The organism is Streptomyces sp. CB01373 (assembly GCF_002803075.1).
In the GTDB taxonomy this organism is placed as follows: Bacteria; Actinomycetota; Actinomycetes; order Streptomycetales; family Streptomycetaceae; genus Streptomyces.
In genome coordinates, this window is the sequence record NZ_NNBK01000013.1 from 40,069 (window position 1) to 64,562 (window position 24,494).

Consider the following 24,494-nt stretch of genomic DNA (forward strand, 5'->3'; position numbering starts at 1 on the left):
GTGTCGTCTTGCGTGCTTACGGACGGCGGATCGCGTCGGTCGCGGCCGTGGCGGCCGGGCCGGCGGCCAGCTCGGACTCCAGCAGCTGCTTGCCGAGCAGCTCGGGGTCGGGCAGTTCCATCGGGTACTCGCCGTCGAAGCAGGCGCGGCACAGGTTCGGCTTGGCGATGGTGGTCGCCTCGATCATGGCGTCGATGGAGATGTACGCCAGCGAGTCGGCGCCCAGGGAGGTGCCGATCTCGTCGACGCTCATGCCGTTGGCGATGAGTTCGGCCCGGGTGGCGAAGTCGATGCCGAAGAAGCAGGGCCACTTCACCGGCGGCGAGGAGATCCGGATGTGCACCTCGGCGGCGCCGGCCTCGCGGAGCATCCGTACCAGGGCCCGCTGGGTGTTGCCGCGCACGATCGAGTCGTCGACGACGACCAGGCGCTTGCCCTTGATGACTTCCTTCAGCGGGTTCAGCTTCAGGCGGATACCGAGCTGGCGGATGGTCTGCGAGGGCTGGATGAAGGTCCGGCCGACGTAGGCGTTCTTCACCAGGCCGCTGCCGAAGGGGATGCCGGAGGCCTCCGCGTAGCCGACGGCGGCGGGGGTGCCGGACTCCGGGGTCGCTATGACGAGGTCGGCCTCGACGGGGGCCTCCTTCGCCAGGCGGCGGCCCATCTCGACCCGGGAGAGGTAGACGTTCCGGCCTGCGATGTCGGTGTCCGGGCGGGCCAGGTACACGTACTCGAAGACACAGCCCTTGGGCTTCGCTTCCGCGAATCGGGAGGTGCGCAGACCGTTCTCGTCGATGGCGACGAACTCGCCGGGCTCGATCTCGCGGACGAAGCTGGCGCCGGTGATGTCCAGCGCGGCGGTCTCCGAGGCGACGACCCAGCCGCGCTCCAGGCGGCCCAGGACAAGCGGGCGGATGCCCTGCGGGTCACGGGCGGCGTAGAGGGTGTGCTCGTCCATGAAGACGAGGCTGAAGGCGCCCTTGACCTGCGGGAGGACGGCGTGGGCCGCCTCCTCGATGGTCAGCGGCTTGCCGTCGGCGTCGACCTGGGCGGCCAGCAGGGCCGTGAGCAGGTCGGTGTCGTTGGTGGCCGCGACGCGGGTGGAGCGCCCGTTGTTGTCCTTCGGCAGGTCGGCGACCAGCTCGGCGAGCCGGGCGGTGTTGACCAGGTTGCCGTTGTGTCCGAGGGCGATCGATCCGTGCGCGGTGGCGCGGAACGTCGGCTGGGCGTTCTCCCACACGGAGGCGCCGGTGGTCGAGTAGCGGGCGTGTCCGACCGCGATGTGACCCTGGAGGGAACCGAGCGAGGTCTCGTCGAAGACCTGGGAGACCAGTCCCATGTCCTTGAAGACGAGGATCTGGGAGCCGTTGCTGACCGCGATGCCCGCGGATTCCTGGCCCCGATGCTGGAGGGCGTACAGCCCGAAGTACGTGAGCTTCGCGACCTCTTCACCCGGGGCCCAGACTCCGAAGACGCCACACGCGTCCTGGGGGCCCTTCTCTCCGGGGAGCAGGTCGTGGTTGAGTCGTCCGTCACCACGTGGCACGGTTCCGAGTGTAGGCGAGGTCGACCACTGGTCCGAATTGGGGGATGCGCGCAGGTCCGGGGCCACTTTCCCCGTCGCCTCGCACGCGCCGTCGGCGTTTCAGCAGGTCAGGGCGCTGTGTCGATCATCCGTCCGCCGGGTGGGGTACCGCCGGGAAGGCGCCGCGGACTTTTCCTGGCGGACATGAGTGAGGTGTCGCACACCATTGGGGCCGTGGATGCCTCGGGGAGCGGGTTCAGGCCAGGAGCGGCAGCAGCCCGCCGAGATCGGCGCGCTCCCCGCTCGCGCTGACCTGGGCGGCCGCCACGGCGTCCCGCCACGCCAGCCGGCCGGCGGCCAGCCTGACCCAGGTCAGCGGGTCGGTCTCGACGACGTTGGGCGGGGTGCCGCGGGTGTGCCGGGGGCCTTCCACGCACTGCACGACGGCGTACGGCGGGATGCGCACCTCGGTCGATCCGCCGGGCGCACGGGCGGCGAGCGCGTCGGCGAGCAGCCGGGTGGCGGCGGCCAGCGCCTGGCGGTCGTGGGGGATGTCCAGGCCCGGCACGGCGGCGTTCAGGTCGTCGGTGTGGACGACGAGCTCGACGGTGCGGGTGACGACGTAGTCGGCCAGCGGCAGGGCGCCCGCGCTGGTGCCGAGCAGCCGGGTGCCGGGGTGCGCGGCGAGAGCGGCCGTGAAGTCCCGCTCGGTGGCGTCGAGGTAGGCGCCGAGGTCCGGGTTCCGCTCGGCGAGTTGGCGGGCGTGGGCGGCGATGGCGGCGGCGTCGGCGCCGATGGCCGACGGCCAGTCGAGCAGGGCGCCGTCCTGCCGGGCCGGCTCGGGTTCCTCGAGCAGCCGGCCGACGGCCGACAGCGCCATGCCGACGTGGGCGGCCAGATCCCGCACGGTCCAGTCCCCGAGCCGCGTGGGCAGCGCGAGCTGCTCGGCGGTCAGCACACGCACGGCATCCCGCACATGCCCGAACTGCGCCAGCACGGCACCACGGGTCCGCTCGGGGTCGTAGGTCCGGGACCGGGAGCGCTTCTTGACCGGGCTCATGCCGGCGAGCCTATGCCTTCACGGCGGCGCGGCCGTCCCGGCCGTGACCGGCGGCCGAGACGGTGGCGGAACGCGCGGGCAGGCCCCGCCCTGAACCGGGCGGGGCCTGCCCGCGTACGTCGACGGGGCTTACGCCAGCAGCGCCGGGATCGTTCCCTCGTGGGACTCGCGCAGGGTGGCGAGGGGGAGTTCGAACTCGCCCTGGAGCTCCACCGTGTCGCCGTCGATGACGCCGATGCGGGTGGCGGGCAGGGCCCGGGCGCCGCACATGTCGTTGAAGCGGACCTCCTCGGAGCGCGGCACGGCCACGACGGCTCGGCCGGCCGACTCCGAGAACAGGAAGGTGAAGGCGTCCAGGCCGTCGGGTACGACCAGACGCGCGCCCTTGCCGCCCAGCAGGGCGGACTCCACGACCGCCTGGACGAGGCCGCCGTCGGACAGGTCGTGCGCGGAGTCGATCATGCCGTCGCGGGAGGCGGAGATCAGGATCTCGGCCAGCAGGCGCTCACGCTCCAGGTCGACCTTCGGGGGCAGGCCGCCGAGGTGGTCGTGGACCACCTGCGACCAGGCCGAGCCGCCGAACTCCTCGCGGGTGTCGCCGAGGAGGTACAGGAGCTGGCCCTCCTCCTGGAAGGCGACCGGGGTGCGGCGGGCCACGTCGTCGATCACGCCGAGGACGGCGACCACCGGGGTCGGGTGGATGGCGGCCTCGCCCGTCTGGTTGTAGAGCGAGACGTTGCCGCCGGTCACCGGGGTGCCCAGTTGCTTGCAGCCGTCCGCCAGACCGCGCACGGCCTCCGCGAACTGCCACATGACCGCCGGGTCCTCGGGCGAGCCGAAGTTCAGGCAGTCGGAGACCGCCAGCGGCTTCGCGCCCGTGGTGGCGACGTTGCGGTACGCCTCCGCCAGCGCGAGCTGCGCGCCCGTGTACGGGTCGAGCCTGGCGTAGCGGCCGTTGCCGTCGGTGGCGAGGGCGACGCCGAGGCCGGTCTCCTCGTCGATCCGGATCATGCCGGAGTCCTCGGGCATGGCCAGCACGGTGTTGCCCTGCACGAAGTGGTCGTACTGCTGGGTGATCCACTTCTTGGACGCCTGGTTCGGGGACGCCACCAGCTTCAGGACCTGGTCCTTCAGCTCCTCGGACGTCTGCGGACGCGGCAGCTTGTTCGCGTCGTCGGCCTGGAGGGCGTCCTGCCACTCCGGGCGCGCGTACGGGCGCTCGTAGACCGGGCCCTCGTGGGCGACCGTGCGCGGGTCGACGTCGACGATCTTGCCGCCGTGCCAGTAGATCTCCAGCCGGTCGCCGTCGGTCACCTCACCGATGACGGTGGCGATGACGTCCCACTTCTCGCAGATCTCCAGGAAGCGGTCGACCTTCTCCGGTTCGACGACCGCGCACATGCGCTCCTGCGACTCGCTCATGAGGATCTCCTCGGGCGAGAGCGTGGAGTCGCGCAGCGGGACGTCGTCCAGGATGACGCGCATGCCGCCGGAGCCGTTGGAGGCCAGCTCGCTCGTCGCGCAGGACAGACCGGCCGCGCCGAGGTCCTGGATGCCGACGACCAGCTTCTCGGCGAAGGCCTCCAGGGTGCACTCGATGAGCAGCTTCTCCTGGAAGGGGTCGCCGACCTGGACCGCCGGGCGCTTGGACGGCTTCGCGTCGTCGAAGGTCTCCGACGCGAGGATCGACGCGCCGCCGATGCCGTCGCCGCCCGTACGGGCCCCGTACAGGATGACCTTGTTGCCCGTGCCCGAGGCCTTGGCCAGGTGGATGTCCTCGTGCCGCATCACGCCGATACAGCCCGCGTTGACCAGCGGGTTGCCCTGGTAGCAGGCGTCGAAGACGACCTCGCCGCCGATGTTGGGCAGGCCCAGGCAGTTGCCGTAGCCGCCGATGCCCGCCACCACGCCGGGGAGCACCCGCTTGGTGTCGGGGTGGTCGGCGGCGCCGAAGCGCAGCGGGTCGACGACGGCGACCGGGCGCGCGCCCATCGCGATGATGTCGCGCACGATGCCGCCGACGCCCGTGGCCGCGCCCTGGTAGGGCTCGACGTAGGAGGGGTGGTTGTGCGACTCGACCTTGAAGGTGACCGCGTAGCCCTGGCCGACGTCCACCACACCGGCGTTCTCGCCGATGCCGACGAGCAGGGCGTCGCTCTCGGGGGCCTTCTCGCCGAACTGGCGCAGGTGCACCTTGGAGGACTTGTACGAGCAGTGCTCGGACCACATCACGGAGTACATCGCGAGCTCGGCGCCGGTCGGGCGGCGGCCGAGGATCTCCACGACCCGCTCGTACTCGTCCTTCTTCAGGCCGAGTTCGGCCCAGGGCAGCTCGACGTCGGGGGTCGCGGCCGCGTGCTCGACCGTGTCCAGAGGCGTCCTGCTCATGCGGTGACCAGCTTCTTGAGGATCGAGGTGAAGAACGGGAGACCGTCGGTGCGGCCGGTGCCGATCAGCGGCTCGGTGGCGTGCTCCGGGTGCGGCATGAGGCCCACGACGTTGCCGGCCTCGTTGGTGATGCCGGCGATGTCCCGCAGCGAGCCGTTCGGGTTGACGTCGAGGTAGCGGAAGGCGACGCGGCCCTCGGCCTCCAGCTTGTCCAGCGTGTACGCGTCGGCGACGTACCGCCCGTCCATGTTCTTCAGCGGGATGTGGATCTCCTGGCCTGCGGTGTAGTCGCTGGTCCAGGCGGTCGACGCGTTCTCCACCCGCAGCTTCTGGTCGCGGCAGATGAAGTGCAGGTGGTCGTTGCCGAGCATCGCGCCCGGGAGGAGATGGGCCTCGGTGAGCACCTGGAAGCCGTTGCAGATGCCGAGCACCGGCAGTCCGGCCCGCGCCTGCTCGATGACGCTCCCCATCACCGGCGAGAAGCGCGAGATGGCTCCGGCCCGCAGGTAGTCGCCGTAGGAGAAACCACCGGGCAGGACGACCGCGTCGACCTGCTTGAGGTCCTTGTCCTTGTGCCAGAGAGCGACCGGTTCGGCACCGGCGAGGCGGATCGCCCGCTGGGTGTCACGGTCGTCCAGGCTGCCCGGGAAAGTGACGACGCCAATACGAGCGGTCACTTCGTGGCCCCCGCGACTACGTCATCGGACTCGACCTTGACGGTGAAGTCCTCGATCACGGTGTTGGCGAGGAAGGATTCGGCAAGATCGTGAATGCGGGCGAGCGCGGCCTCGTCGACGGGCCCGTCCACTTCCAGTTCGAATCGCTTTCCCTGACGGACGTCGGAGATGCCTTCGAAACCCAGCCGCGGCAGTGCGCGCTGCACCGCCTGGCCCTGGGGGTCGAGGATCTCCGGCTTGAGCATGACGTCGACTACGACGCGTGCCACTGGCACTCCCGGTGTGTGGTGCTGAGCAGGTTCCTTCAGACTACCCGTACAAAATTTCTACGCGAGTAGACTCGTAGGAAACTACGTGACGGCCGTCACGGCCCCACGCCGACGGCCGGTCGTCGTGAAAAGTTCTGGGAAAGTTCGGGTTCGGCCCCTGATCCGGTATTGCGCCGGGACACGCGGACAGATTTAGTCGGGCTTCCCCTTGCAATGCCCGGCACTGTACAAATGAATTGGCAACAGCCGATACTTTTCCCGATAACAGGCGGACAGTCGGCATCTTTGAACATCTCCGCACGTCATGCACGACATGACGGACCAGATGGACCGCAGAGGTGCCGCACGAAGGGACCGATATTCGTGGCGCAGCGTGTCGTGGTCACTCTCTTTGACGACATCGACGGCTCGGAAGCGGCGGAAACGATCGCCTTCGGACTGGACGGCAGGTTCTACGAGATCGACCTGAACCAAGCCAATGCCAAGAAACTGCGTAAGGCGCTCGCACCGTACGTGGAAGCCGGCCGCAAGCGGTCGAAGTCGGGCAAGACGTACCGGCAGACGGAGGTCGCTCCCGATCCCGCCGCCGTCCGCGCCTGGGCGCAGGCTCACAAAATGGACGTGCCGGCGCGCGGCCGCATCCCCAAGAAGGTCTACGAGGCGTTCAGCGCGGCCCAGTGACGGGTCGCCGCCGGGGGCGCCCCGCCGTGAACCAGGGCCCGTCAGCGGGCCCTGGGGGCAACCGACTTGCGCAACCCCCCTGTTGATCAGCTAATGTCTGGAGCACGCCGAGGGGCGAGGCCGGAAGGCCGAGGCCCACGGAGTCCATGCGGGTGTAGTTCAGTAGTAGAACATCCCCCTTCCAGGGGGAAGGCGCAGTGTGCAATTCCTGTCACCCGCTCTGCACCGCCGGTCCGGACCACTGATGTGGATCAGGTAGGCTGGTGCTCGCGCCGATCGGTGGGAGCCGGTCGGAGGCAATGCGGACGTAGCTCAGTTGGTAGAGCGCAACCTTGCCAAGGTTGAGGTCGCGAGTTCGAGCCTCGTCGTCCGCTCGGGAAAAAGACCCCGGTCCATCGGACCGGGGTCTTTTCGTTGTTCTCTCTCCTGCGTCCGCTCTGACATTTGTCATGCGGGGTGATGACACCGCGCACTGCTGCGGCGCTCCGGCCGCCGGGACGCTGGATCCATGGACACGGACGAGCACGTGATTGAGGTGACCGGCCTCCACCGGGTGTACGAGGGCGGATTCGAGGCGGTGCGCGGGATCTCCTTCCATGTGGAGCGGGGGGAGATCTTCGCGCTCCTCGGCACCAACGGCGCCGGAAAGACCTCGACGGTCGAACTCCTGGAGGGACTGGCGTCACCGGCCTCGGGGCGCGTGCGGGTGCTCGGGCACGACCCGTACGCGGAGCGGGCGCTGGTACGGCCGCGCACCGGTGTGATGCTCCAGGAGGGCGGCTTCCCCTCCGAGCTGACCGTCGCCGAGACCGCGCGGATGTGGGCGGGCTGCGTCAGCGGGGCCCGCCCGCCCCATGAGGCGCTCGAACAGGTCGGTCTCGGGCGGCGCACGGACGTACGGGTCAAGCAGCTCTCCGGCGGTGAACGGCGTCGCCTGGACCTGGCACTCGCGCTGCTCGGCGAGCCCGAGGTGCTGTTCCTGGACGAGCCGACGACCGGGCTGGACGCCGAAGGGCGCCGGGACACCTGGGAGTTGGTGCGGGCGCTGCGCGACCGCGGCACCACCGTGCTGCTCACCACGCACTACCTGGAGGAGGCCGAAGGGCTCGCCGACCGGATCGCGATCCTCCACGAGGGACGCATCGCGACCGCCGGTACCCCGGCCGAGGTCACCGCCGCGCAGCCGTCCCGGATCTCCTTCGACCTGCCCGCGGGGTACTTCCTCGGCGACCTGCCACCGCTCGCCGGACTGGGCGTGTGCGAGCACGAGATGGACGGCCGCGCCGTACGGCTGCGCACCCACGAACTCCAGCGGACCGCCACGGAACTTCTGCTGTGGGCACACCGGGCCGGGATCGAACTGGCCAGGCTGGATGTCCGGCCGGCCTCGCTGGAGGAGGCGTTCCTCGACATCGCGCGGGACGCCGCCGCGCCGCGGACGAAGGAGTACGCCGCATGAGCACCGCCGTCACCACCCCCGCCGGCCGGATGGCCGCGCTCGCGCGCGCCGAGCTGCTTCTGCTGGCCCGCAACCGGAGTGTTCTGGTGGCGGGCGTGCTCCTGCCGCTGGTGCTGCCCTTCACCGTCCGGTCGGCGACCGCGCAGATGAACCTGGAGGACGCCGGGCTGACCGTCGGGCTGGTCATCCTGCCGGCCGCGATCGGCTTCTCCCTGCTGCTCGCCGTGTACTCCACCCTGGTCGGCGTGTTCGTCGCCCGGCGTGAGCAACTGGTCCTCAAGCGGCTGCGCACGGGCGAGCTGCGGGACACCGAGATCCTCGCCGGGGCCGCCCTGCCGGCCGTCGCCACCGGCCTCGTCCAGTGCCTGCTGCTGACCGGCGCCTGCACCGCGCTGCTGCACGTCCCCGCCCCGCGCTCGCCCCATCTCGCCGTCGTCGGCCTGCTGTTGGGCCTGCTGCTCGGCGTGCTGCTGGCGGCCGTCACCGCGGGCTTCACCCGGACCACCGAGAGCTCCCAGGTCACCTCGCTCCCGCTGCTGCTGGTCTCGATGATCGGCTCCGGGCTGACCGTGCCGCTGGAACTGCTCCCCGAGCGGCTCGCCCGGTGCTGCGAGCTGCTGCCGCTGAGCCCGGTGACCACGCTGGTCCGCGGCGGCTGGACCGGAGACCTGAGCGGCTACGACGCCCTGCGGGCCGTGGGTATCGCGCTGGCCTGGATCGTGCTCGCGGTGTTTGCTGTACGGCGCCGGTTCCGCTGGGAGCCGAGGCGCTGAGAGACGGCGCGGAGGGGACGGGAAGAGGTGGGGGACGCCATGCGCGGGCCCGTCGGCTGGTGGCGCGGCAAAAGCACGACAGCCAAGGTCGAGACGTACACACGGTGGTCGTTCCACATCTTCGCGCTGATCGAGGCGGTCATGGGCGGGCTGATGGTCCTGGGCCAGGTGGGCCCCCACCCGGCGGCCTGGCTGGCGGCGGCGGTCACCGGGCACGCCGCGCTCTGCGCGGTGACCGCGTCCCGTGCGCTCGACTGGACTCGCGGCAGGCGTGAGCAGCCCCTGCGGCTGCTGTGGACGCTCGGCGCGGTCACCGCGGTGCTGGCCGTCCTCGCGCTCGGCGTGCACGCGCACGGCCAGGGCGAGAACGTGGACACCGCGGCGGGCATGGCCTTCGCGTGCGTGCTGGTCTTCGGCGCCGGCATCATCGCCCTCGGGGTGCGCACCCGGCGCCGGGTCGCCGCGGTGGTGACGGGCTTCGCGGCCGGTTCCGGAATCATCGCCTTCCCTCTGGGGATGCCGGGCCCGGCCGCACTGGCCAACGTGGTCATGGTGCTGGTCGGGGGCGCGTCCCTGGCCTTCACCTCCGTCTTCTCCGTCTGGCTGCTGAACGCCGTCTACGCCCTCGACGAGGCGCGGGAGACCCGGGCCCGGCTCGCCGTCGCCGAGGAGCGCCTGCGGTTCGGGCGGGATCTGCACGACGTGATGGGGCGCAACCTCGCGGTGATCGCGCTGAAGGCGGAACTGGCCGTGCAACTGGGCCGGCGCGGCCGGCCCGAGGCGGTGGAGCAGATGATCGAGGTGCAGCGGCTGGCCCAGGAGTCGCAACGCGAGGTCCGTGCCGTGGTCCGCGGCTACCGGGAGGCCGACCTCGCCGCGGAACTCGCGGGCGCCCAGGGCGTCCTGGCGGCGGCCGGCATCGACTGCGCGGTCACCGGCTCACCGGCCGGTCTGCCCACGCCGGTGCAGTCCGCGCTCGGCTGGGTCGTCCGGGAGGCCGCCACGAACGTGCTCCGGCACGGAGACGCCCGGCGGTGCACGGTGTCCCTGCGCGTGGCCGACGGCCGGGCCGAGCTGACCGTCGAGAACGACGGGGTGCCGGAGTCCCCCGCCGGTGACCGGCCGGGCTCCGGGCTCGCCGGTCTTCGTGAACGGCTGTCGGAGCTCGACGGCACCCTGCGGGCGGGACCCGCGGGACGCGGCCGGTTCCGGCTGACCGCCGAGGTGCCGCTGCCGCCGCCCGCCGCCGGTCCCCAGACCGCACGTCCGTTGAGCGAGGCCACCCGATGACGACGTCCCCCGTGCCCGTCCGGCTGCTGCTGGCCGACGACGAACACCTGATCCGCGGCGCGCTCGCCGCCCTGCTGTCCCTCGAGGACGACCTGCTGATCGTCGCGGAGGCGGCGAGCGGACCGGAGGCGCTGGCCATGGCCCGGGCGCACGCGCCGGACGTGGCCGTGCTTGATCTGCAAATGCCGGGCGCGGACGGTGTGAAGGTCGCCACATCCCTGCGGGCCGAAATGCCGGGCTGCCGGGTGCTGATCGTGACCAGCCACGGACGGCCCGGACATCTGAAGCGGGCGCTTGCCGCGGGTGTGCGCGGGTTCGTCCCGAAGACCGTCAGCGCCCAGCGGCTCGCAGAGATCATCCGCACCGTGCACTCCGGAAACCGCTACGTCGACCCGGAGTTGGCCGCCGACGCGATCTCCGCCGGGGACTCCCCGCTGACCGCGCGGGAGGCCGAGGTGCTGGAGTTCGCCGCCGACGGGGCACCGGTCGCGGAGATCGCCGAGCGGGCCGCGCTGTCCCCGGGGACCGTACGGAACTACCTGTCGTCGGCCGTGACGAAACTCGGCGCGGAGAATCGACATGCGGCAGTACAGCTCGCACGGGAGCGAGGTTGGGTATAGTTGGCCTCGCGCCACGGCGCAGTGCGGACGTAGCTCAGTTGGTAGAGCGCAACCTTGCCAAGGTTGAGGTCGCGAGTTCGAGCCTCGTCGTCCGCTCGGGAAAAAGGCCCCGGTCCATCGGACCGGGGCCTTTTCGTTCCCTACGCCCAGCTCGTCCCCGTCAGCCGCTCGTACGCCTCCACGTACTTCGCCCGCGTCGCCTCCACGACCGGCTGCGGCAGCGACGGCGGGGGCTGCTCGCTCCTGCGGTCCCAGCCGGACTCGGCGGACGTCAGCCAGTCGCGGACGTACTGCTTGTCGTACGACGGCTGCGCGCGGCCCGGCTGCCACTGGTCGGCCGGCCAGAAGCGGGAGGAGTCCGGGGTGAGCACCTCGTCGGCGAGGACGAGCGCCTCCCCGTCGAAGCCGAACTCGAACTTGGTGTCGGCGAGGATGATCCCGCGGTCGCGGGCGATGTCCCGGGCCCGGCCGTAGACGGCGAGCGTGGCCTGGCGCAGCTGGGCGGCCGTCTCCGCGCCGACCTGGCGGGCCACCTCCTCGTAGGAGACGTTCTCGTCGTGCTCGCCGACCTCGGCCTTGGTGGCCGGGGTGAAGATCGGGGCGGGCAGCTCGGAGCCGTCGGTCAGGCCCTCGGGCAGGGCGAGGCCGCAGACCGTGCGGGTCTGCTCGTACTCGGCCAGGCCCGAACCGGTGAGGTAGCCGCGGGCCACGCACTCCACGGGGACCATCCGCAGGGACTTGCAGATCAGGGTGCGGCCCGCCCAGTCGGCGGGAGCGCCCTCGGGCACCTCGGTGGACAGGACGTGGTTCGGGGCCAGGTCGGTGAGCCGGTCGAACCACCACAGGGACAGCTGCGTGAGAATGCGGCCCTTGTCGGGGATCTCGGTCGGCAGCACCCAGTCGTAGGCGGACATGCGGTCGCTGGCGACCATGACGAGGTCGCCCGCCTCGTTCTGGTACAGGTCGCGCACCTTGCCGGTGTGCAGATGCACCAGGCCCGGAACCTGGATCGGCTCGGGCTTTTCGACGAATCCGGACACGGTTCCTCCCCGTGGTTCTGTCCAATGGACCGATTCTCCCGTATCGGACATCGATCCCCGGCAGCGGGTCAGTCGCGCTTGCAGATGCGGTCCAGGAGGTTGGCGGTGGCGCGCTGGATCCGGGCGTCGACGTGGCCGGGGCGGTCCAGGGCCGGGGACCAGGCGAAGGTCCCCGCGGCGAAGACGAGGGCGCCGGAGGGCGCCCGGTACAGGGACGTCTCCTGGTGGCGCGTCACGCCCTCGCCGTCCGTGTACGGGGAGTGCGCGAGCAGGATGCGGTCCTGGTACTCGGGCAGCGGGGTGCGCGGGAAGTAGCGGTCGGCCTCTCCCGCGACCAGGCCCGCGATCTCCTCGCCCTCCTCGGCCCTGGTCGCCTCCCACAGCCAGTGGTCGGCGTTGCGGACGATCAGCGGGTGCGGCTCGGGGACGCGGCCGGCGTACTGGATGCCGACCAGTTGCTGCTCGGGCCGGTCGATCTCCCGCCACAGCACCGACCGGCCGGGGCCCTTGCGCTTGCGGCAGGTCAGCAGGCGGTCGGGGACGCCGGACGGGGAGGCGCCCAGTTCGACCTGCCAGTACATGGTGTTGGCCGAGAGGAAGACCAGGGACGTGCCGTTCTCTCGGGCGAGTTCGACGGTGCGGCGCATGCTCACCGACCAGTACTCGTCGTGGCCGGGGAAGACCAGACCGCGGTAGCGGGTGGGGTCGACACGGCCGGCGTGCAGGTCGCGGGCGTCGGCGTAGGCGAGGTCGTAGCCGTAGCGCTCGGCCCAGCGGATGACGTCGTAGGCGTGGCCCACGTGCAGGGGCAGGCCCGCCCCGGCGTAGGGGCGGTCGAAGGAGACCGTGGTCGCGGCGTCGGCCTCACCGAGCAGCCGCCCGTGCTCGTCCCAGGCGTGGTAGAGGCTGGCGCCCGTGTGGCCGTCCTCCGGGTAGAGGTTGTAGGCCTGCCAGGTGATGTCGGGCAGGAGCAGCAGCAGGTCCGCGGGGCGGTTGTCGCGGACGGTGAACGGGATGTGGGAGCGGTAGCCGTCGTCGGTGGTGAGCACGGCCACGTAGGCGCCGACGCTCCAGTGGGACGGCACCTGCAACCGCCACGAGAGCCACCAGTGGTGGCAGGAGACGGTGCGGTCGGCGGTCAGCGGCGGGGGCTGGACGATGCCGGACAGGCGCGGACTGGTGGTGATCTTGGCGGCGCCGTCGCCTCCGTAGTGCCCGATGCGGTAGATGTCCACGCCGAACTGCTGGGGCGGGTCGACGGTGACGTGGAAGTCGATCGCCTCGCCGGGAGTGACGGCACCGGTGGAGACGAAGCCCTTGATCTGCCGGTGGACGTCGTCGGCCGAACGGGGACCGCCGCCGGAGGCGCGGGGAGCGGGCACGCGGGGGCGGCCGGACCTGGTCCGCGGGGGCGGCGTCTGCGGGGGCGTCTGCGGGAGCGGGTCCACGTACCAGGGGACGACGTGCCCGGTGTCGTCGAAGTACGTCTCGCTGCCGCGCAGCCAGGGGACGGGGCCCAGGCCGAAGGGGTCCGTCACGGCGTGCGCGAGAGCCCCCGACTCCCAGCGGCGGATCTGCTCCGATCCCATGCCCGATCCCCTCCCTCGTGCCCCCGTGGTCCGTCCTGCGGCGGTGCGGATCTGTCGGTCCTGTTCCGGCTGTCGTATGTCGCACGGACTTGCCACGTGCGTTATCGGTCCCAGCACATCACATAACGCGCGCATGCTGTCACTATTCGTTGCGAATTGGCCGAAAGTGGAAGCGGGGGATCCGGTAGCGCGGCCGCCGGGTCGGCTTCGGTCCAGGTCAGACCAGCCGTACGGGCTTTTCCGGACGTATGCCCGAGTCGACCAGCCAGTTCCGCAACGGGACCGGGTCGCCGTCCTCGACCAGGGCGAGGACCTTGGGGCTGAGATCGGCGGCCCTCTCCCCGTTGATGAGGAGAGCGGGGCCGTCGAGCCAGTCGAGGCCCGGGGAGGCGTCGGCGGTGTCCATCGCGGCGCAGCACACCATCGCGGTGACGTGGTCGGCGAGGAGTTCGCGGCCGGTGCGGTGCGGTTCGAGCGGGAAGAGGGGCAGCGAGTCCTCGCTCCGCGGCGGCGTACCGGCGACCTGCCCGGCTCCCGTCGGCGCCGTACCCGCCGGGGGCTCCGACGCCTCCTCGCGGGCCAGCTCGGCGCTGATGCCGGCCGCGAGCGCGGCACCTCGCTCGCTGCCGAGGCCGGGGTTCTCGTCCGGGGTGAGGGGGTCTTCGGGGGCGGCGGGCTCGCCGGGCTGCGTGTGTACGCCGGGGGGTTCCCCGTGATCCAGATGTTCCCCGTGTCCTGGGTGTTCCAGGCGTTCCAGGCGTTCTGGGTGTTCGTCGTGTTCTGGGTGTTCGTCGCGTTCTGCGGGCTTTTGGCGCTTGGGGCGCTCGCGGTGTCCGTGGTGCCCGCCGTGTCCGCCCTGCTCGTCGGGCTCGTCGGACGGGTGGTGCGCGATGTGTGCCTCGTCGTCGTGGGCCGGTCGGGTGTCGTCGGCCGGTTCGTCGGCCGGGAGGACCGTCCGCTCGCGGAGCTTGCCGGAGGTAGCGGAGGGGGCGGCGGGGGACTGAGCGGACAGGTGCTCCAGGACCCGGGCCAGGGTCGGTCCGTGCGGATCGGCGGCGGAACCGGGGGAGCGGCGGACGCCCAGGCGGTCCAGAACGCGGTGGAGGCGAGCGGCATCCGTACGCCATTTGCGGTCGACGACCTCGTCCGGGTACTCCTGCCAGTCCACCGGGCACCAGTTCCGGCCGCGCTCGGCCGGGCCGCCGTGGAAGAGACGCGCGGCCAGCAGCGAGGCGGCCTCGTCGACGGCGCCGGGCTCCTCCAGCAGGTCGCAGGCCGGGCGCTCACCGAGCCGGGAGGTGAAACCCTCGGCCAGGCGGTCGCGGCGGGACAGTTCGGTGAGGGCCGCGACGACACCGGCGTCGAGGCGGGAGGGCCAGCGGCCCATGCGCCAGGCGGGTAGCGCGACCCTGGTGAGCAGCCGGTCCCAGCCCGCGTACGCCAGGCCCACCTGCTCCTGGGCGGCGATCCTCAGCCCGTAGTCCACAGCCTGTGCGCGTTCCGCCGCCGCGGCCGCCACGCCGCGCTCCATCAGGGCCGCGTGCTCCCGGCAGCCGTGCAGCATCAGCCGGGCCACCCAGCCGAGTCCGGCGTACACCGAGCGGACCAGAGGGGGGCGGCCGGGTGCCGAGGCGACGGCCACCGCCGCGTCCAGACCGCGGACGAAACGCCGGGCCGCGGCTATGTCCGGGTGCGCCGAGGGTCCCGTACCGGCGACGACCGGGGCGAGCACGGCCCGCAGCTCGCCGACGCGCATCCACCACAGGAACGGGGAGCCGATGACGAGCACGGGCGCCTGCCCCGTACGGCCCGGACGGGCCGGGGACAGGCCGCGCGGCGCGTCCGGCTCGCCGTGCGGGTGATCCTGCCCGGCGGGTGGGCCGTGGGCCGGGTGCGTACGGTCCTCCAGCCAGCTGTCGCAGTCCGGGGTGAGCTCTATGGCCGACGGGGCGGGGACGCCGAGGCGGTCGGCCAGCTCGCGCACCAGGCGGTACAGGTCCGGGGCCGACTTCTCGGCTATCGGGACGGTCGGGGTCATCGCGGGGCGGGCCCGGGCCACGACCAGCCCGATGCCCGCGGCCAGGAGCAGGACGACGACCGCGACGGCGCCGACCACCCAGCGGGCGAGGTCCCAGCCGCGGCCCACGAGGTGCCCGGTCGAGCCGCCGGCGAGCAGGATCACGGCGAGGGCGGCGGGCAGCAGGGCGACGGCGAGCGCCCGGCTGCGCACGCGCAGCACGGCCAGGGCCCTGGAGCGCGCGGCCTGGACACCGACCTCCACACCCATACCGGTCACGACCGCCCGTCACCCCCTCCCGACTGTCCTGGCGTTGCTCATTCCCCCACTGTGGCACCCATGACTGACATCGCAATGCCGGTGGGCCAAGTGCCGGAATGCCTGCGCGCACACTAGTTGGGCCCCCGGCCCGCGTCAGCCGGATGGAGTATTGGTCACTCGATGGAATGGCTTTGGTCAGAGCCGGACGACAGAGCGCAATGATCAGGCCCCGACTCGGGGAGCCGGGGCCTGCTGTTCGGGAGACGTGCTGTTCAAGACCTGCTGTTCAGGACCTGTCGTCCAAGAACAGGGCCGGTGCGGAGGGGGCGGGTGTCGCGTCAGGCGTCCGCCGCGGCCCTCGCCGCGATGTCCGAGCGGTGCTGGGACCCGTCGAGGCGGACCCGGGCGACGGCGGTGTACGCGCGGTCGCGGGCCTCGGTCAGGTCCTTGCCGGTCGCCGTGACGGACAGCACGCGGCCACCCGCGCTCAGCACGGTGCCGTCCTCGCGCCGCGTGCCGGCGTGCAGCACGTACGCGTGCGGGGCGTCCTGCGCGGCCACCTCGTCGAGGCCGGTGATCGGGTCACCGGTGCGCGGGGTGCCGGGGTAGTTGTGGGAGGCGACGACCACCGTGACGGCCGCGTCGTCGCTCCAGCGCAGGGGCTCCAGGTGGGCGAGGCCACCGGTGGCGGCGGCCATGAGGACTCCCGCGAGCGGGGTCTGGAGGCGGGCGAGGACCACCTGGGTCTCGGGGTCGCCGAAACGGGCGTTGAACTCGATCACGCGGATGCCGCGGCCGGTGATGGCGAGCCCCGCGTAGAGCAGCCCGGAGAACGGCGTGCCGCGGCGGCGCATCTCGTCGACGGTGGGCTGAAGCACGCTGTGCAGGACGTCGTCCACGAGCTTGGGGTCGGCCCAGGGCAGCGGCGAGTACGCGCCCATGCCACCGGTGTTGGGGCCCTTGTCGCCGTCGAGCGCCCGCTTGAAGTCCTGGGCGGGCTGGAGCGGGACGACCGTCTCGCCGTCGGTGACGGCGAAGAGGGAGACCTCGGGTCCGTCGAGGTACTCCTCGATCACCACGCGGTCACAGGCCGCCGAGTGCGCCCTGGCCGCCTCGATGTCGTCGGTGACGACGACGCCCTTGCCGGCGGCGAGACCGTCGTCCTTGACGACGTAGGGGGCGCCGAAGGCGTTGAGGGCCTCGTCGACCTCCTCGGCCGTCGTGCAGACGTACGAACGGGCCGTGGGCACGCCTGCCGCGGCCATCACGTCCTTGGCGAAGGCCTTGGAGCCCTCCAGCCGCGCGGCCTCCTTGGAGGGACCGAACACCGGGACGCCCGCTTCACGCAGGGCGTCGGCGACCCCGGCGACCAGCGGGGCCTCGGGGCCGACGACCACGAGGTCGGCACCCAGCTCGGCGGCCAGCGCCGACACCGCCGCGCCGTCGAGGGCGTCGACCTGGTGCAGCTCGGCGACCTCGGCGATGCCGGCGTTGCCGGGCGCGCAGTGCAGCGCGGTGACGGCGGGGTCGAGGGACAGGGAACGGCACAGGGCGTGCTCGCGGGCGCCGCTGCCGATGACGAGGACCTTCACGGGGTCAGCCTAACGGCAGCGGCCCGGGGCCCTTTGTGCGGGCCGCCGAGGAAAGGACGGAAGGGCGTTTGTAGGTTCCTCCGGGCAGGGAAAGGCGCGGGCAGGCCGAGCCGGACCGCTCGAGCGGGCGGGCCGGGCACGGGCCTGCTCCCCTACTCCGTCGAGTACTCCTCGACCACCGTGGCGCCGAGCTCCCGCACGATCAGTTCGTGACCGGACAGGGCCGACTCGTCGAGATCCGGGTCGTCGTCCTCGGGGATGTCGTCCTCGGGGGCGACGGGAGGCGGCTCGGGGGCGGAGAACGGCTGTGCCGGAGAAGGGGCGGGCGTGGGTGCCGCGGCGGACGGCGGCCGGTTCGGGGCCGCGGCAGGCGCCGACGGAGCCGCGGGCTGGGGAGCAGGCGTACGCTGCGCTGTCGCGCCGCCCCCACCGCCGTAGCCGCCGCCACCGGGACCCGGACCGTAGCCGCCGCCCGGGGGCTGAGGACCGGGGCCGCCGCCTCCCGTCGGGTCGACGACCGCCTCGATCTTCCACTGGACGTTGAACTGCTCGGCCAGCGCCTGGCGCAGCACGTCCTCGCTGCCGCTGCTCGCGAAGTTGTCGCGGGCGCCGGCGTTGACGAAGCCGATCTGGAGGGTGGTGCCGTCGAAGCCGGAGACATGGGCGTTCTGGCTGAGCAGGATCCAGGTGAAGCGACGGCGGTTCTTCACCGCTTCGAGGACGTTCGGCCAGAGGACGCGGGGGTCGAGCCCGCCGCCTGCCGGGGCCGGTGGGGCGGAAGGGACCGGGGCGGCGGCAGGCCTCGCCGAGGGTGCCTGCTGCGCGGGCCCCGTGCTGGACGCACTCGGCGCGCCCGGTGCCCCGCCGCCCGGTGCTGCCGCTGTGGGCCAGCCGCCCGGCCGCCGGCCGCCGCCCGCGGCTGCCGCGGTGGGCCAGGCACCGGGCGCGGCGGGTGCGGCGGCGGGCGGTGCGGGGGCGGGTGCGGTGGGCGGAGCCGTCTCCTGGGGACGGTCACTCGCGGCCGGCGCAGGGGGTGCTGCCGGGGCAGGGGGTGCGGTCGGCGCAGGGGCCTCGGAGGGCGTGGACGCGTCAGGGGCGCCCGAGCCCCGCACGGCAGCCCGAGCCGCGGCCGCTCCACCGCCCGGCGGAACAGGAGGTACGGCGGGTGCCGTACCCGCGGGGCCGCCCACCGCGATCGGCGCTCCCCCGTGCGCCTCGGGCCCTGGCACGTACCCCATCGCAGGCGCACCCGCGCCCGCGGAGAAGCTGACGCCGCGCTCGATGCGGTCGAGGCGGGCCATCACCGACCGCTCGTCGCGGTAGGCGGCGGGGAGCAGGACGCGGGCGCAGATCAGTTCGAGCTGGAGGCGGGGCGAGGTGGCGCCGCGCATCTCGGTCAGGCCCTCGTTGACGAGGTCGGCGGCGCGGCTCAGCTCGGCGGCGCCGAAGGACCGGGCCTGGGCCTGCATCCGCTCCACGACATCGGCCGGGGCGTCGATGAGCCCCTTCTCGGCGGCGTCCGGCACGGCGGCGAGGATCACCAGGTCCCGCAGCCGCTCCAGCAGGTCGGCCACGAACCGCCGGGGGTCGTTACCGCCCTCGATCACATGGTCGACGACCTCGAAGGCGCCGGAGCCGTCCCCGGAGGCGAAGGCCTCGACGACGGAGTCGAGCAGGGAGCCGTCGGTGTAGCCGAGGAGCGAGGTGGCCATGGCATACGTCACACCTTCCTCCCGCGCACCGGCGAGCAGCTGGTCCATGACGGACATGGAGTCACGCACGGATCCGGCGCCGGCCCGCACGACGAGGGGCAGCACCCCGTCCTCGACGGGGATGTCCTCCTTCTGGCAGACCTGGCCGAGGTAGTCCCGCAGGGTGCCCGGCGGGACGAGACGGAAGGGGTAGTGGTGGGTGCGCGACCGGATGGTCCCGATGACCTTCTCGGGCTCGGTCGTGGCGAAGATGAACTTCAGGTGCTCCGGCGGCTCCTCGACCACCTTGAGCAGCGCGTTGAAACCGGCCGACGTGACCATGTGGGCCTCGTCGATGATGTAGATCTTGTACCGGCTGCGGGCGGGCCCGAAGAAGGCCTTCTCGCGCAGGTCACGGGCGTCGTCCACACCGCCGTGCGAAGCGGCGTCGATCTCGATGACGTCGATGGACCCCGGGCCGTTCCTGGCCAGGTCGCGGCACGAGTCGCACTCCCCGCAGGGGGTGGGCGTCGGCCCCTTCTCGCAGTTCAGGCACCGGGCGAGGATCCGCGCGCTGGTCGTCTTGCCACACCCGCGCGGACCGCTGAACAGGTACGCGTGATTGACCCGGTTGTTCCGCAGCGCCTGCTGCAACGGGTCGGTGACATGCTCCTGCCCGATGACCTCGGCGAACGACTCCGGGCGATAGCGGCGGTACAGCGCGAGAGACGACACGCATACGAGGTTATAGGCGCCCACCGACAACGTGTCCGGCCCGTGGACGCAAGCGCCCCCCACGCACCCGCCAGAGCCGACCTACCCTTGCTGCCTTCCGGCCCTGGGGGAGTTCAGTCAGATAGCGCCGCGTGAGGGGCTCCGCACAGAGTACCCGATCCCGGGCACCGGCAACGAGTTCGCGAGCACTCCTCCGAGTCATGTAATGTTTCCGGCGGAGGATTCGCCTAGAGGCCTAGGGCGCACGCTTGGAAAGCGTGTTGGGGGCAACCCCTCACGAGTTCGAATCTCGTATCCTCCGCCAGTGCCTCACCGGGCACGATGTCGAAGGGCCCCCTGGAAACAGGGGGCCCTTCGACGTTGTCCTCAGACCTCGTTGTCCTGGTTTTTGTCCACAGCGGGTGTTCCGGGCGCTCCCCAGATGGCTCGCTCGATCTTCCGGGCCGCTTCCTTGAGCATGGGATCGGTCACGTGCAGATACCGAGCCCGCATCCGGGCGGCCCCTCCCGGCTCCCATCCCATGATCTGGTCGATGACCCGGTCAGGGACGCCCAGCAACATCAGGACCGTGCCTGCGGTGTGGCGCGCGTCATGCAGTCGACCGTCACGAACCCCCGCGTCCTCTAGCAGCCGCTTCCAGTCGTGATAGTCCGTGTTCGGGCTGAGCGGGCCGCCTAACCGCTTGGTGAACACGTACTCCGACTCCACCCACAGGTTCCCGGCCGTCTCGCGCTCTCGCTCCTGTGCTTCCCTGTGGCTGCGGAGCATCACGACCAGGGGCCCGGGAAGAGGCACCGCGCGGCGTCCCGCGCGCGACTTGGTGTTCTTGGTCTCGCGCCGCACCTGCACGCGCTCCGGGCAGTACCCCGGCTTCCGGCCGCAGGGCGCAGCCTCACCGCAACCGTGCTCGTACTTCGGCCGTAGCCGGTTCCGGCGAAGCTTCAGGTACTCGTTGTCCAGGTCGACGTCAGCCCATCGCAGTCCAAGCGTCTCTCCCTGCCGCAGCCCGAGCGCGAGGGCGAGCATCCATCGGGCGCTGTTCCGGCGCTTGTTGACTTCGAGCAGCAGGCTCTGCACCTCGTCTACCGAGTAGGGCTCTACCTCGTTCTCGCCCTCCTCCATGCGTGGCGGCTTCGCCAGCGCAGCAGCGTTCTTGGTCGCGTAGCCGCGCCGTACCGCCTCGCCCAGGGCGGTACGGGCCGTCCGGTGGACCTGGTGAGCAGTGCCCGGCTTGCTGCCGGCGCTCTGCATCCGGCGGTACAGGCTCTCCAGGTGCTCCGGTTCCAGACGGTCAAGCCGGTGCTTGCCGATGCCGGGCACGAGGTGCACCCGAACGGCCACCTCGTAGCCGGCGTAGGTGTTCTCGCTGATCACCGGCCGGGCAATGTTCTCCACCCAGTGCTCAAGCCACTTCGCGACGGTCCACGGCTTACCGGGCTGACGTGCCGAACCCTCGTCGCGCTGCTTCTCCAGCTTCCTGACCTCGTCAACCAGCTCTTTGCGGGTCGGGCGCGTCAGGTGTCGGCGGTAGGGCGTTCCGTCGTCCTTGTAGCCCATGGGAACGCGGGCGTGCCAACGGCCGTCCTTGCCCAGGTAGATAGCCGATTCGCCGTTGGCTCGGCGAGTGCGCTTTTTCTCCTCTGCCACTGGCAGTTCCTCCGGTCGGTGCGAGGTAGACAGACCGGAGCGCCGCCCGCAAGTCGGGCGGCGCTCCGGGAGGGTGAGATCAGGCGACGCGCTGTTCGGCGCGGCGGCGGGCGAGGTAGGCAGCAGGGGCGTCGGCGGGGACGCGTCGGAGTCCGCCGATGGTCAGGGACTCCAGCTCTCCGGTGCGGATGAGGGCATAGCAGGTCGTGCGGCCGATGCGGAGGCAGCGGGCCGCCTCTTCGACGGTCAACAGAACGGGGGCCAGGTCCCCAGCCTCAGCGAGTGGTGCGATGTCCACGGTGGCGATGCTCATGGAACGGTCTCCTCTGGGACTGTCCGTCGGGGGCGGAGTCTGTATCCGGAGTTCACGTGTGTCCGAGGTGCGGATTTCTGCGTCACCTGCGTCATCTGCGTCATTCGCCGCTCTGACCTGCTGTTTCGGGGTGACGCAGCGCGGTGGGGGTGTGTCACCGGTGACGCAGTCCTTCGTCATCGGGTGACGCAGGTGACGCGGGGTGACGCAGGAATCGGCTGTCTGCGTCACCGCTGTTTCGGCAGGTCACCGGGCGTTTTCGGGGTGTGGGTGACGCAGGTGACGCAGCGGCTCTCCACTTCGGACAAAGAGGGGGTGGTGTCTGTTGTGGTGCGCGGCTCAGAGAGTGAAGAAGGAGCCGCTTCGCGGCGCGTTCATCGCAGGGCGGCGCTGCCGCCGAAGAGCAAGAGGAGCACGCGTGGACGGGTGCTCCTCTTGCTTGTGGGGCGGTCGTGGTGCCGGGCGGTCAGAAGGCCGCTTCCTGCTCGGACGGGGGCGACGTGGCGGCCGGCCGCGCGATCTCGATATAGCGGGACGTGTTGGTGCGTCCCCAGTCGATGAGGACGCCCCGGGCGGCGAGGGTGGGCTGAAGGCGCTTGAGTCGGTCTGAGAGCACCTTGCCGGTGGTCGGCCACCCTTTGGGCAGGGGACGGAAGTCCTCGCCCGTGTAGAGGCCGGTGAGGCAGTGGAGCCATTCGGCAGACGTCATCCGCTGCTCGGTTCCCGGGTCGATGCCGGCGGCGTGCTTGAGCACGGTCTGTGCCAACAGGTCGCCCTCGATGACGTCGTCGTTGAGGTCGTCCAGGCTGGCCCGGTAGGCGGCGAGCGCCCCCAGACCGGTGGCCGCGTCGAGCTGCGCGCACAGGTGCGCGAAGTCGGCCATGCGCAGGTCGGTCGGGATGTCCGCCTCCGCTGCCCGCACCTGCACGGTGAGGTCCAGGAGAGAGCCGAGGATGACGGGCAGCACCTCTGCGAAGTCGGACCACAGTTCCGCCTCGGTGCGCCGCACCCGGGGGCGTTCCAGTCGCAGGGGAAGGAGCCGTTCGGCGAGGTCGGGGCGGATGACGCCGACGTCGATGCCGGTCAGGAGCAGGGGGCGGCGGTAGCCGATGCGGAAGACGTCCCCGTCGGTGAACAGGGCGCGCTTGACGTTCTCGGCCCCGGTCACGATGCAGCACATCGCGTCGGACAGTTCCGGGGTCATGTGGGAGAGGTTGTCCAGGGCGGTGACCCAGCCGGCCGCCACCGCCGTGATCAGGTTCTCCTCATCCTTCGGCGCCCGGCGCAGGTCCCCGGTCATGCCCTCGATGATCCGCACGAGCATCCGCCCACCGGTGGACTTGCCCGCACCCTGCGGGCCGGTGAGGAACGGGGCCGGGACGGGCACGGCCGGTCCGAGACAGCCGATGAGCCATGCGATGGCCAGGCACTCGGTCTCCGCAGTGGCGAAGTTGCACAACCGCATCAGCAGATCGATGCCCTTGCCGTCGGTGTCCTTCACCGGCAAAGGCAGCTCCCCCGTGAGCTGGGTACGCCGCCAGCAGACTTCCTGCGGGTCCGGGGTGCGAATGTCCCATCCGGTGGGATGGATGCGCACGGACTGCCCGTCGCTGCGCCCCAGGTCCAGCCACGTCGCCCCGTCGAATCCGGGGGCGACGCGGATGTGCACGGGCTGCACGTCCTCCGTCAGCGCCAACGCTTCGATCAGGTCGAGCGCTTCCTTCATCGCGGTGCCGTTGAACACGCCGATGCCGTCCCTGAACAGTCCGACCATGAGTTCCTGCCGGTGGCTGCCCGTCGTGCCCTGGGAGCGGATCGGGCGGGCCACGGGGTGGCCGTTCTTCTGCGCGTACACGGTCCCGTCGGCGGTGCGGAAGTACCGAAAGTGCGCCTGTGCGTAGTCGGTGATGACCTCGCGGGCCGGGGTCTTCTCGTCGTCGGACATGGTCACATCCCCAGCGCAGTCAGGGCGTTGGTCCACGCGTCGGTGCAGTGCCGCGGCGACTCGCCTTTGGCCTGCGCGGCGGCGAACAGCCGGCCGATGTGAGTGTCGGTGAGGCAGCCGCACCGGCCGTGCGTGGACAGCACCGCGAGGAACGTCCGGTACACGGTGGCGTGGACGGCGCTGCGGGCCTCGGTGATGCGCTGCTCGGCCATGGCGATGCCACGGTCCAGGAAGCGGGGCGTGCGGTGGGGGCACGTTCCGTCCCTGGCCGGTACGGACACGGTGACAGGGTGCGGCGCGGTGGGGGGCGGGGACGGCTTCTTCACGGTCAGCGCGCGGACGGCGTCCGGCAGGGCGGTCATGGCGCCGGTGCCGGGCCCGAGGTAGCGGGCGTAGGCCATGGACGACTTGATGTCGACGCCGGGCCGCACCGCGTTGCGGGACGCCATGATGCCTCGGTAGATCCAGTGCTGTCCGCGCGTCGTCGGCACGGTCCGCGTGTCGGGCAGGGCACCGCGAGCCCAGGCGATGGCGTCCGCGTTGTCCAGGTCGACCACGGTCAGGCCGGCGCCGCCGGGGTGGTAGCCGACGCACACCGCCTGCCGCCACGCCGCGACCCACGGGGACGAGACGATGACGGCCGGGGCCGTGGTGGCGGCGGCCCAGGCGTGGCAGATGCCGGGGCAGCGGCAGGGCCCGGCGGTCTTCATGTTCGGCCGGCCGCCGCACGCGTTGCCCGCGCAGGTGCGGCAGTTGCCGAACGGGACCTTGCCCCTGCGCAGGGGCAGGACCGGCACGCCGGACGCGGCGAGGCCCAGGGCAGTCAGTAGGTGCTCGTTCATGCCGCCTTGGCGGGTGCGCTCTCGCCGGGTGTCGGCGGGTTGCGTCATGCTGGAGTCCTCCAGTTCGTTACGAGCGTGCT

At 71.7% G+C, this 24,494-nt stretch carries 19 protein-coding genes, 4 tRNA genes and 1 other RNA gene; 9 read left to right on the forward strand and 15 right to left on the reverse strand.

Annotated elements, in window-relative coordinates; genetic code table 11:
* Nucleotides 1-16: 16 nt before the first annotated feature.
* From purF to purS, 5 genes are all read right to left on the reverse strand, one after another.
* A complete protein-coding gene (gene purF, locus CG719_RS21915; protein ID WP_100570381.1) occupies nt 17-1,546 on the reverse strand; it encodes an amidophosphoribosyltransferase in 1,530 nt (509 codons plus the stop codon).
* 235 nt (nt 1,547-1,781) lie between these two features.
* Nucleotides 1,782-2,585 (reverse strand): sterol carrier family protein, encoded by an 804-nt coding sequence (locus tag CG719_RS21920; RefSeq protein ID WP_100570382.1) that lies wholly within the window; start codon nt 2,583-2,585, stop codon nt 1,782-1,784.
* Nucleotides 2,586-2,714: 129 nt separating this feature from the next.
* The gene (gene purL, locus CG719_RS21925; RefSeq protein WP_100570383.1) at nt 2,715-4,973 is read right to left on the reverse strand and encodes a phosphoribosylformylglycinamidine synthase subunit PurL; all 2,259 of its coding nucleotides are present in this window, start codon (nt 4,971-4,973) and stop codon (nt 2,715-2,717) included.
* Nucleotides 4,970-5,650 carry a phosphoribosylformylglycinamidine synthase subunit PurQ gene (purQ, locus tag CG719_RS21930; protein ID WP_100570384.1) on the reverse strand — a complete coding sequence of 227 codons (681 nt, stop codon included), beginning with the start codon at nt 5,648-5,650 and terminating at the stop codon, nt 4,970-4,972. Before purQ ends, purL begins: the two co-directional genes overlap by 4 nt.
* On the reverse strand, nt 5,647-5,919 hold the full coding sequence (gene purS / locus CG719_RS21935) for a phosphoribosylformylglycinamidine synthase subunit PurS (protein ID WP_100570385.1): 273 nt from the start codon (nt 5,917-5,919) through the stop codon (nt 5,647-5,649). The genes purQ and purS overlap by 4 nt, the downstream gene beginning before the upstream one ends.
* 363 nt (nt 5,920-6,282) lie before the next feature.
* Here purS and CG719_RS21940 point away from each other — a divergent pair, with 363 nt between their 5' ends.
* The 8 genes from CG719_RS21940 (at nt 6,283) to CG719_RS21975 (ending at nt 10,838) form a co-directional block, all read left to right on the forward strand.
* Nucleotides 6,283-6,600: a histone-like nucleoid-structuring protein Lsr2 gene (locus tag CG719_RS21940; protein WP_100570386.1), complete on the forward strand. Its 318-nt coding sequence runs from the start codon at nt 6,283-6,285 to the stop codon at nt 6,598-6,600.
* 148 nt (nt 6,601-6,748) lie between these two features.
* A tRNA-Gly gene (locus CG719_RS21945) sits at nt 6,749-6,820 on the forward strand.
* 81 nt (nt 6,821-6,901) lie between these two features.
* Nucleotides 6,902-6,974 (forward strand) — tRNA-Gly (locus CG719_RS21950).
* Between the two features lie 134 nt (nt 6,975-7,108).
* Nucleotides 7,109-8,059 carry an ABC transporter ATP-binding protein gene (locus tag CG719_RS21955; protein WP_100570387.1) on the forward strand — a complete coding sequence of 317 codons (951 nt, stop codon included), beginning with the start codon at nt 7,109-7,111 and terminating at the stop codon, nt 8,057-8,059.
* Nucleotides 8,056-8,832, forward strand: coding sequence for an ABC transporter permease (locus tag CG719_RS21960; protein ID WP_100570388.1), 777 nt, complete (start codon nt 8,056-8,058; stop codon nt 8,830-8,832). The genes CG719_RS21955 and CG719_RS21960 overlap by 4 nt, the downstream gene beginning before the upstream one ends.
* A gap of 39 nt (nt 8,833-8,871) precedes the next feature.
* Nucleotides 8,872-10,122 carry a sensor histidine kinase gene (locus CG719_RS21965; protein ID WP_100570389.1) on the forward strand — a complete coding sequence of 417 codons (1,251 nt, stop codon included), beginning with the start codon at nt 8,872-8,874 and terminating at the stop codon, nt 10,120-10,122.
* The gene (locus CG719_RS21970; protein WP_100570390.1) at nt 10,119-10,742 is read left to right on the forward strand and encodes a response regulator transcription factor; all 624 of its coding nucleotides are present in this window, start codon (nt 10,119-10,121) and stop codon (nt 10,740-10,742) included. The genes CG719_RS21965 and CG719_RS21970 overlap by 4 nt, the downstream gene beginning before the upstream one ends.
* 23 nt (nt 10,743-10,765) lie before the next feature.
* A tRNA-Gly gene (locus CG719_RS21975) sits at nt 10,766-10,838 on the forward strand.
* A 44-nt stretch (nt 10,839-10,882) separates the two neighbouring features.
* On the opposite strand, the gene CG719_RS21980 is transcribed toward CG719_RS21975, so the two are convergent.
* The 6 genes from CG719_RS21980 to ffs form a co-directional block, all read right to left on the reverse strand.
* Complete coding sequence (locus CG719_RS21980) at nt 10,883-11,782, reverse strand: phosphoribosylaminoimidazolesuccinocarboxamide synthase (protein WP_100570391.1); 900 nt, start codon at nt 11,780-11,782, stop codon at nt 10,883-10,885.
* 68 nt (nt 11,783-11,850) lie between these two features.
* A complete protein-coding gene (locus tag CG719_RS21985; protein WP_100570392.1) occupies nt 11,851-13,371 on the reverse strand; it encodes a N,N-dimethylformamidase beta subunit family domain-containing protein in 1,521 nt (506 codons plus the stop codon).
* A gap of 217 nt (nt 13,372-13,588) precedes the next feature.
* The gene (locus CG719_RS21990; protein WP_100570393.1) at nt 13,589-15,667 is read right to left on the reverse strand and encodes a hypothetical protein; all 2,079 of its coding nucleotides are present in this window, start codon (nt 15,665-15,667) and stop codon (nt 13,589-13,591) included.
* A gap of 320 nt (nt 15,668-15,987) precedes the next feature.
* Nucleotides 15,988-17,241, reverse strand: coding sequence for a phosphoribosylamine--glycine ligase (purD, locus tag CG719_RS21995; RefSeq protein WP_100570394.1), 1,254 nt, complete (start codon nt 17,239-17,241; stop codon nt 15,988-15,990).
* Nucleotides 17,242-17,393: 152 nt separating this feature from the next.
* Nucleotides 17,394-19,667, reverse strand: a complete 2,274-nt coding sequence (locus CG719_RS22000) for a DNA polymerase III subunit gamma and tau (RefSeq protein WP_100570395.1) — start codon at nt 19,665-19,667, stop codon at nt 17,394-17,396.
* Between the two features lie 48 nt (nt 19,668-19,715).
* Nucleotides 19,716-19,810, reverse strand: an RNA gene (ffs, locus tag CG719_RS22005) — signal recognition particle sRNA small type.
* Nucleotides 19,811-19,883: 73 nt separating this feature from the next.
* Between ffs and CG719_RS22010 the strand changes: the two genes are divergently transcribed.
* A tRNA-Ser gene (locus CG719_RS22010) sits at nt 19,884-19,971 on the forward strand.
* 62 nt (nt 19,972-20,033) lie between these two features.
* On the opposite strand, the gene CG719_RS22015 is transcribed toward CG719_RS22010, so the two are convergent.
* From CG719_RS22015 to CG719_RS22030, 4 genes are all read right to left on the reverse strand, one after another.
* Nucleotides 20,034-21,314, reverse strand: a complete 1,281-nt coding sequence (locus CG719_RS22015; RefSeq protein WP_100570396.1) for a tyrosine-type recombinase/integrase — start codon at nt 21,312-21,314, stop codon at nt 20,034-20,036.
* A 79-nt stretch (nt 21,315-21,393) separates the two neighbouring features.
* Complete coding sequence (locus CG719_RS22020) at nt 21,394-21,627, reverse strand: helix-turn-helix domain-containing protein (RefSeq protein ID WP_100570397.1); 234 nt, start codon at nt 21,625-21,627, stop codon at nt 21,394-21,396.
* A gap of 466 nt (nt 21,628-22,093) precedes the next feature.
* Nucleotides 22,094-23,572, reverse strand: a complete 1,479-nt coding sequence (locus CG719_RS22025; protein ID WP_100570398.1) for an ATP-binding protein — start codon at nt 23,570-23,572, stop codon at nt 22,094-22,096.
* 2 nt (nt 23,573-23,574) lie between these two features.
* The gene (locus CG719_RS22030; protein WP_199836729.1) at nt 23,575-24,462 is read right to left on the reverse strand and encodes a bifunctional DNA primase/polymerase; all 888 of its coding nucleotides are present in this window, start codon (nt 24,460-24,462) and stop codon (nt 23,575-23,577) included.
* Nucleotides 24,463-24,494 lie beyond the last annotated feature (32 nt).

Excerpts from the sequence above, each read along its gene's own strand:
- CG719_RS21920 (WP_100570382.1), bottom strand. The coding sequence starts at position 2,585 with ATGAGCCCGGTCAAGAAGCGCTCCCGGTCCCGGACCTACGACCCCGAG.
- purL (WP_100570383.1), bottom strand. The coding sequence starts at position 4,973 with ATGAGCAGGACGCCTCTGGACACGGTCGAGCACGCGGCCGCGACCCCC.
- CG719_RS21955 (WP_100570387.1), top strand. The coding sequence starts at position 7,109 with ATGGACACGGACGAGCACGTGATTGAGGTGACCGGCCTCCACCGGGTG.
- CG719_RS21960 (WP_100570388.1), top strand. The coding sequence starts at position 8,056 with ATGAGCACCGCCGTCACCACCCCCGCCGGCCGGATGGCCGCGCTCGCG.
- CG719_RS21965 (WP_100570389.1), top strand. The coding sequence starts at position 8,872 with ATGCGCGGGCCCGTCGGCTGGTGGCGCGGCAAAAGCACGACAGCCAAG.
- CG719_RS21970 (WP_100570390.1), top strand. The coding sequence starts at position 10,119 with ATGACGACGTCCCCCGTGCCCGTCCGGCTGCTGCTGGCCGACGACGAA.
- CG719_RS21985 (WP_100570392.1), bottom strand. The coding sequence starts at position 13,371 with ATGGGATCGGAGCAGATCCGCCGCTGGGAGTCGGGGGCTCTCGCGCAC.
- CG719_RS22020 (WP_100570397.1), bottom strand. The coding sequence starts at position 21,627 with ATGAGCATCGCCACCGTGGACATCGCACCACTCGCTGAGGCTGGGGAC.
- CG719_RS22025 (WP_100570398.1), bottom strand. The coding sequence starts at position 23,572 with ATGTCCGACGACGAGAAGACCCCGGCCCGCGAGGTCATCACCGACTAC.
- CG719_RS22030 (WP_199836729.1), bottom strand. The coding sequence starts at position 24,462 with ATGACGCAACCCGCCGACACCCGGCGAGAGCGCACCCGCCAAGGCGGC.